Origin of the sequence: Novipirellula sp. (genome assembly GCF_041583735.1) — a bacterium.
In the GTDB taxonomy this organism is placed as follows: domain Bacteria; phylum Planctomycetota; class Planctomycetia; order Pirellulales; family Pirellulaceae; genus Novipirellula.
Window position 1 is genome coordinate 1 of the sequence record NZ_JBFHFD010000352.1, and the last position, 8,814, is coordinate 8,814.

General features: G+C 56.8%; 3 protein-coding genes and 1 pseudogene. All 4 read right to left on the minus strand.

All coding sequences use genetic code 11. The features are described from left to right. Positions 1-579: pseudogene (locus tag ABX962_RS22180) on the minus strand (HEAT repeat domain-containing protein); the annotation flags it as partial. A 43-nt stretch (positions 580-622) separates the two neighbouring features. Continuing rightward, positions 623-2,086 (minus strand): DUF1501 domain-containing protein, encoded by a 1,464-nt coding sequence (locus ABX962_RS22185; RefSeq protein ID WP_372722406.1) that lies wholly within the window; start codon positions 2,084-2,086, stop codon positions 623-625. Between the two features lie 90 nt (positions 2,087-2,176). Further along, complete coding sequence (locus ABX962_RS22190) at positions 2,177-5,683, minus strand: PSD1 and planctomycete cytochrome C domain-containing protein (RefSeq protein ID WP_372722408.1); 3,507 nt, start codon at positions 5,681-5,683, stop codon at positions 2,177-2,179. A gap of 237 nt (positions 5,684-5,920) precedes the next feature. Beyond that, positions 5,921-8,814: hydantoinase B/oxoprolinase family protein (locus tag ABX962_RS22195; protein ID WP_372722410.1), on the minus strand; the 2,894-nt coding region annotated here is incomplete at its 5' end.

The following is an 8,814-nucleotide window of genomic DNA, read 5'->3' on the forward strand; positions in this document are numbered from 1 at the left end:
CGTCAGATTGGCGGCTGCGGGATGCGGCGACACGTTGCGTTCTCGCACCAAGAAATTGGCGAGATCCAACGTGGGTGCCGCCAGCGACGGAAATTGCAAACATTGCAGTAGTCGCGGGAAGACGATCCCTACTTTCCACTGGCGATTTTGCATCAGCGGGCTGATCGCCTGAGCGGCATCCATCCATTTTTGCGGCGGCGACTGCTCTAACCGATCCATCAAAACGGCAAGCGATTGATCGGATTGGATCATCGCCAACAGCTGCAACAACAAATGACGATTCGGAGTCGCCTCGGGCAATGCTTGGTCGAGCCGCCGGACGTGCTCGGGATCCACCGCAGCGAACGATTCGCCACGACTCTCTGCGGCTGCCCGGATCACGCGGCCATGCACGACATGCAGCAGTCCGCCTAAAATCGCGGGATCCGAGCGACGCACCAAGTCCTCTTGCTCGCTCAGCTGCGTGATCAGATCCGCCCCCTGGTAAGAATCGTTTTCGGCAAGTTCTCTTAATCGCCAACCCGCCGCAACGGGATCCGCGGACGGGCCAAGCAGGGCAATAAGTGTTTCGTTTTGCAAAGTAGATCGTGTGAATGAGAGTTCTTGACAGACGGCGAGCCGATCAACTCAAGATCTCACTCACCACTCGGGTTTCTTCGACCCCTGTTAAACGTTGATCAAGACCAAGAAATGGATACGTAAACCGCTGATCATCAATCCCCATTAGATGTAAGATTGTGGCGTTCAGGTCATGAATGTGCACGGGGTCTTTAACCACGTTGTAGCTAAATTCGTCGGTTTCGCCATGCACCACCCCTCCTTGGACCCCACCGCCGGCCAACCAAACGGTGAAGCATTTGGGATGATGGTCGCGGCCGTAGTTGGTTTTCGATAATCCGCCTTGGCAATAAATGGTACGGCCAAATTCACCGCCCCAAACCACCAGCGTATCGTCCAGCATCCCCCGCTGTCGCAAATCCGTCAACAGTGCCGCCGAGGGCTGGTCGACGTCGCGGCATTGATTCGGCAGATCCTTCGGTAGCGCTCCGTGCTGGTCCCATCCGCGATGAAAAATTTGGGTAAAACGGACTCCGCGCTCCGCCATCCGCCGCGACATCAAACAACAATTCGCAAACGTCCCCGGTGTCGTCACGTCGGGACCATACAGATCGAGAATATATTTCGGTTCGTCGCTGATGTCGGTCAAATCGGGCACACTGGTCTGCATCCGGAACGCCATCTCGTACTGAGCGATACGGGCATGCGTTTCCGGGTCGCCGAGCCGGTCGGCTGTTGCCGCGTTGAGCCGAGAGAGCGAATCGAGCATGCGGCGACGCACCGCCGGGTCGACCCCGGCGGGATTGGACAAATAGAGCACCGGATCGCCACTGCTTCGCAGTGCGACGCCTTGATACTTACTCGGCAAATACCCGCTGCCCCACAACCGGTTATAAAGGGCCTGCGCCTCTTTGCGTCCGGTCCACGATGCAGTCATCACGATAAACGCGGGCAAATTCTCGTTTTCGGTTCCTAATCCGTAGCTCAACCAAGACCCCAAACTCGCTTTGCCGGGCAATTGGTTGCCCGTACAAATATAGGTGATCGCGGGATCATGATTGATCGCCTCGGTATACATCGATTTGACTAAGGCAATATCGTCGACTTTGCTGGCCATGTGAGGAATCAGCTCACTGGCCATCGTTCCGGCCGCCCCATGCGGCGAAAACTTGTAGATACTCGGCGCGATGGGAAAACGCGATTGACCACTGGTCATCGTGGTCAGCCGTTGGCCTTTGCGAATGGTTTCCGGCAAATCCTTGTCGTACCAATCGGCCATCGCCGGTTTGTGATCCCACATATCCATCTGGCTGGGCGCCCCGGACATAAACAAATAGATGGCCCGACGAGCTTTGGGTTCATGATGCGGTAAATGGGGAAGTCCACCGACCGCACCGCGATTGGCAACCGCCACAGGTGCCGATCTTGCATCTAACGACGCGAGCGCCGCAGCGCCGATCCCCGCCGACGAGCGAGAGAAAAAAGATCGCCGCGTCAGCTGCTCAAATTCAAGATTCGTTTGCATCATCGTTCTCAAGTTTCTTTTTTGCTGGTTCGACAAAGGCTTGTTCGACGAAGGGTTCAGCCCGCGTAAAAATCGGATCGACTTCCGCACTCACTATTTGTTCAACACTTCGTCGAGGTTCATCAGTGTGCTACAAACCATGGTCCAGGCAGCGGTTTCCGCCGACGACGTGCCCACCAATTTCTCGGCCGCCTGAGGCTGCGAAGCGTAGTGCAACATCAAATCGTTGACCAAAGCGGTCAACTCGCTTGTTTCGGCGTCCGAAGCGGGACGCATCGTCACTCGCTCGAACACCCACTGGATTTTTTCTTCGGCGGTTTGCAAATCCGATTTCTCGGTGACTTGACGCCCCAATTGTTTCGCGGCTTCGAGAAACTGAGTCTCGTTCATTAACAACAATGCTTGCAGCGGCGTGTTGGTCCGCTCGCGTCGAGCGATACACGATTCGCGACTCGGTGCATCAAAGGTCGATAATTGCGGCGGGGCACTGGTCCGTTTCCAAAACGTATAGACGCTACGTCGATAGATTTTGTCACCTTCATCCGCTTTAAATCGAACCGTGTTGCTGCCGGAATAGCCCACCGCCAACCAGAGCCCATCGGGTTGTGGCGGTTTCACACTGGGGCCGCCCAATTTGTCCACCAACAATCCCGATACCGCCAACGCTTGATCCCGCAGCATCTCGCCATCGAGCCGGAACCGAGGGCCGCGAGCCAGCAAACGGTTGCGTGGATCGACCTGCAATTGGATCGGCGCGGCTTTCGCCGATCGTTGGTAGGTGTCACTCATCACGATCGATTTCATCAATCGTTTGATGTCCCATCCCTGCTCGCGAAAATCGACTGCCAACCAATCGAGCAATTCCGGGTGACTCGGTTGCTCGCCTTGGCTGCCGAAATCTTCGCTGGTTTTCACCAATCCGGTGCCAAAGATTTGTTGCCAGAACCGGTTCACCGCGACGCGTGAGGTCAATGGATGCTGCTCGGACAACAACCACTTTGCCAACCCTAACCGGTCTTGAGGATCCGATGGATTCATCGCAGGCAAAAACGCGGGTGTCGCCCGGGACACTTCAGGTCCAGGTTGTTCGTAGTCGCCTCGCAACAAGATATGAGCTTGGCGGGGTTTCTCGAGTTCTTTCCAAACCAAGGTGGTCGGAAATTCGCTTTCGACTTTTTCCTTGGCCGCCGCAATCCCCTTGGCTTGATCAACAAGCACTTGCCAATCGGGGTGAGTGCAATAGACGCTGCGGAAATACGTTCGCAGCGATTCACGATCCGCAGCCGACCGCTCGGTTTCGGGCGTTTCCAACAACTTGGCAAGCGACGAGGACACCTCGACGATCGGCGATCGATAGGCGTAAGAAATCAGCGACGGGCCATCATGGTTGACCACCTTGATGTAAAGATCGTTGTCTCCTTGCTTCAAATCCAATTCGATCTCTTTGCCGAGCGGATCGATGTCCTGCGAACCTTGTGAGATTGCGAGCTGCTTGCCATTGAGATAGACGATGTGCCCATCGCTGGTCCCCAGCAACAACGTCGTCTTCTGAGCGACGGGGGACGTCACGGTTTGGTGCAGCAAATTTACGCTACCGTGGTCGGGTACCGTTTCAAGCGAATTCACACGAACTTCGGCAAGGTCCTCACGCAGCTGCCATTGGTACTGGCTCCCCTCGTAGGTGAAGGTTTGGTTCGGATCGAACGCGGCAGCTTGCGATGCAAACGACTGTTCGTAACTCAGTTCGGTCGTGGCGACGGCAAAGGGGCCGACACTGTGCAGCGGGCCTCGTTGGATTTGCTTTGATTCTGGGGCCGCTGGCATCGTCTCGGACAACGATAAGCGAACCGTGCGAAATTGGTGCTGCGAAAACTGTGATTGGTACTGCAACTGTACCCGCAGCTTCGCATCGGCGGTTTCGGTTAACAGCGTGCCGAGGTCGAACCACGCGGTTCGACCACCGGTTTGCTCGTGTCCCGCTGCCGCCCAGCCTTCGTTGGGTTTGATTTTACCATCGATCGCATAGGTGACCGCAAAGGCGCCATCGGCTTGTTCGATATCAGCGATCGCACTGCGGATCGGAACAGGAATCCAGTTCTCGGGATCGTCGCCATGTTGCATTTCCAGCACAATTTCGGACAACACCACATTGCCATTGGATGACAACCCGACCCGTTCCTCGGGCGAATTGACCAGTGCTTCCAATCGCAGCGATTTCCAAGGCGTGTTGGCAGGCAAGGGAGTGAGGATCGTCGTCGTGTCTTTGGCAGCGACCTTGCCGACCACTTCAACGGCATGATCGTCGCGGACTTTCATTTCCACCTTGGCGGCGGACACCGCCGACTCAGGTGCGAGAACCGTCCACTTGGGCGGCTCGCTATTGCCGAGCCCGCGTTCCCAAACCAGTTGAGCTTGATCGACGGTTTCGATGGGGCCATCCATCTGATCGCGGATTTCGCGAAGCGCTTCGTCGAACTCGGAAATTTCCTTTAACTGCTCGGCCGTGGGAACTTTAATCGACGGTGCCGAATCTTTGACGTTGCCGTCCATCGCCTTGCCGTCCAGGCTGTTAAAGAAGGCGGACAACGAGTAATAGTCGGTCGTGGTGATCGGATCAAATTTGTGGTCATGACATACGCTGCAACCAGTCGTCAGCCCCAGGAAAACGGTGCCAAACGCATCCGTGCGATCGATCACGTTGCGAGCAAACACCTCTTCGACAATTGAGCCGCCTTCGTTAGTGGTCACGTTCAAGCGATTAAAACCGCTGGCTATCTTTTGCGAGTCCGTGGCATCGGGAAGCAAGTCACCAGCCAATTGTTCGGTGATAAATTGATCCATCGGCATGTTGCTGTTCAGTGCATTGATCACCCAATCTCGGTACAGCCACATTTCGCGGTAATTGTCCAAGTGCAGTCCGTGCGTATCGCCGTACCGCACCAAATCCAACCAATACCGGCTCATGTGTTCGCCGTAATGGTGCGACGCCAACAAACGGTCGACCAAATGCTCAACGGCATCCGGCGACGTGTCATTCAGAAAGGACTCGGCATCGCGATCGGACGGCGGCAATCCGGTCAGATCGAAACAAATCCGCCGCAACAGCGTTCGGCGATCAGCAGGCCCGTTGGGCTCCAATCCGACCTGTTCCAACTCGACGTTGATAAACGCATCAATCGCGGTGCTTGCCGTACGGATCTCGCGACCATCAACCGTGGTTTTCTGAGGCGACTGAAATGCCCAGTGCTCGCTATACGCAGCGCCTTGATCGACCCATTGCTTGAGCGTTTCGATTTGTTCGCCGCTGAGTGGTTTCCCAAACTTTGGCGGCGGCATCAGCATGTCAGCGTCATCGGACAAAATCCGCGTGATCAATTCGCTGTTGTCAAGCTCGCCGGGCTCGACCGCTCCCAACACCCCCTCGGACGTATCCAAACGCAAATCCGCTTCACGATGCTCTTCGTCGGGCCCGTGACAAGCGAAACAGTGATCCGACAAAATGGGACGTACATCGCGGCCAAAATCAATGGTCTTCGAATAAGCTACCGAGGCGAGCGGAAATACGAGCCAAAAACAGATAGCGATTCGAGCATGAATCATGGATGGCTTTCCTGGCGAAGGAGGGATCCGGATCTTGGTGCGAAGAGCGTCGAAATTGGCTTGGGGGATCGACGCAGAGCATAGGTGGGCGTGGGCTCTATTATAACGTCTCCGGAAGCCGCCACGAAGCAAAAGCGGCCTAAGTGTTCGTTCACTCAACCGTTATCGCCTGATAATGCGGATTAAACCTCACTATCGTGATTATTTCTCACAAGCGACTCGCTACGGATTCCCGAATCAACCAACCTCTTCGCTTCCCCAACCGCCGCCACCGGGGGTCTCGATGATCAAACGATCGCCAGCGTCAACCTGAACCGAAACAGCCCATGGCAACCGCTCGGATTTCCCTGATCGCACCAGCGTATTTTGGCCTACCGCACCGTCGCCCCCTCCGGCCGCACCATACGGAGGACGCGTTCGTCGACCGGTGATCAACGATAGTGTCAGCAGTTTCAGAAATTCGAACTCGCGAATCATGCCGTCACCACCGCGATGAAATCCTGCGCCGCCGCTGCCATGGCGAATCGCAAACCGGTGCAATCGCAGCGGCAATCGGCTCTCCATCACTTCGGGGTCGGTGATCCGAGTGTTGGTCATATGGGTGTGGACCGCATCGGCGCCGTCCTGTTCGGCCGTCGCCCCCGATCCGCCCCCGATAGTCTCATAAAAACCAAACGTAGCATCTCCGATCAACACGTTGTTCATCGTCCCTTGCGACGCGGCTGCCACCCCCAGCGCCCCCAACAACACATCGACCACTCGCTGGCTCGTTTCCACATTGCCGGCGACGACCGCAGCGCATTTTGCCGGATCCTCATCAGCCGGTGGATTTAGCAATCCCGTGGGAATCACCAGATCGATATCGCGAAGCACTCCGTCACACAGCGGCAAATTGGATCCCGATACCATCCGTACGACGTAAAGCACAGCGGCGGTCACAATCGCCTTGGTCGCATTAAAACCGAACGCGTGAACTGCAGCCGTTCCAGTAAAATCAATCTTCAGCCGATCACCTTGGCGACACAGCGTGACCGCGATTGTGGTGCCGTCATCCAGCGAATCGGTAAACGACATCGGATGATCGGGAAGGGTGCGAATCCAGGCTTGAGCGGTATCACCGGCGACCTGCAACAATTGCTGCATGTAGTAATCGATTTGCGACACCGAATACGTTTGCGCCATCTCAACGAGCGCCCGAACGCCATCTTCGCCCGCAGCACGCTGGGCCGCCAAATCAGCCAAATTCTCCTCGGCGTTTCGCGATGGATAACGACCACCCCTGAGCAACGTCCTCAACTCGTCTTCGAAATGAACGCCATCGCGAACCATCGCAAAGTCGCGAATCAGCACTCCCTCTTCGGCCAACGAAGTGGCGTCCGGGGGCATCGATCCGGGCGTACGACCGCCGATCTCGGCGTGATGAGCTCTTGAGGCCACAAAGAAATCAGGCCGACCACTTTTGACCGCTCGATCACAAAACACCGGTGTCACCGCAGTGATATCCGGCAGATGCGATCCACCTGAAAAGGGATCGTTGCTGAGATAACAATCGCCCGCAGACATCGACGGATAGACGCTGATCAACCGGCGAACCGTATGCCCCATCGCGCCCAAGTGAACCGGAACATGAGGGGCATTGGCGATCAGCGACCCGTCGCCTCGGAACACCGCACAACTGTAATCGCGACGCTCTTTCACGTTCACACTGACAGCGGTCCGGCGCAGCACCTCGCCCATCGAATCGGCAATCCCCTGCAGCCGCCGAGCCACCACTTCTAATAGCACCGCATCGTTTTCCGGAGTGGCGTCGTGACCGAAGTCCGACTCGGATTCGCGACGCAACTCGATCACTCCGCCGGCTAAAACCTTACCGACCCAATGAGGCTCGACCACCAAAGTGGAATCGCTGCTAATGACCATGGTCGGCACAGTGATCGTGTCTCCTTCACTCAGCTGCGATCGCTCGATCCGACTGCAATCGCTCCAGCGTTTTGGTTGCTCGTGTGCGTCCGCATCCGGCGAATTCACCACGACGTCCTGTTGAAGCGAAGTTGATTGCGTTAGTTTGGCTTCGCAGCGAACGGCCACCAATTCAAGGTCACGGCCGGGTTGGTTGTACCCAAAGGTTTGCAAGTGCTTGTCGTTGAACCGCTGGGCAAGCGATGCAGCCGAAGTATTTTCCGATTGGTCCGCCAGCGATTGATAAGGGATCGGCAACGACGACTCGGTGCCTCGGTAGCGAACATCACATTCAAACGAATACTTGACCGGCACATGGTCGACATTTTCTTCAGCAATCATCGAGTCCGCTTCACTGCGAAGCTCTGCGGCGATCTGCGAGATCCCATCGGAAGATGCGTCGTCCAATTTTGCATAGACGCCTCGCGTCACGACGCGGCCAATATCGGCCAATCCCATCCCCAGAGCGCTCAGCATACTGGCGTCAGGATGATCAATAATTTGGCTCATCTTTAGCGAATCGGCGACACGACACAGATGCTGGCCCGCTGCACCACCGAACCCCACCAACGTCATCTGACGCACATCGTTGCCTTCGGCCGTGCTGACGGTGCGGACCGCTTCGGCCATATGCGTGACAGCGATCTGCAAAAAGCCTTCAGCGAGCGTTTCCAGACTGGTGATTTCGACCGAATCAGGCAACCGCTTCGCGACTTCCTCGATCCGGCGTTTGGCGGCCATTTCATCCAGCGGAAACGGGAATCGATCCACTGGCAATCGTTTGAGCAACAGGTTGATGTCGGTGATCGTCAGCGGCCCGCCGCGTCCGTAACATGCCGGCCCCGGGTCTGCCCCGGCGCTGGCCGGCCCGACCACCAATCGCCCTCCCACGACATCGCAAATCGACCCGCCACCTGCGGCCACCGTGCGAATATCCATCATCGGCGTCAACACCCGCAGTCCCGCAACACGTGCTTCGTAACATCGCCCCACTTGTCCCGTGTACCGGCTGACATCCGTGCTCGTCCCCCCCATGTCCAATCCGATCGCCGATGCCGAACCGGTCGACTTGGCAACATACCCCAGTGCCACCACCCCGCCGGCCGGGCCCGACAAAACGCTGTCGCGGCCACGAAACGTATCCCCCGCAACCAGGTTCCCACCGCTGGTCA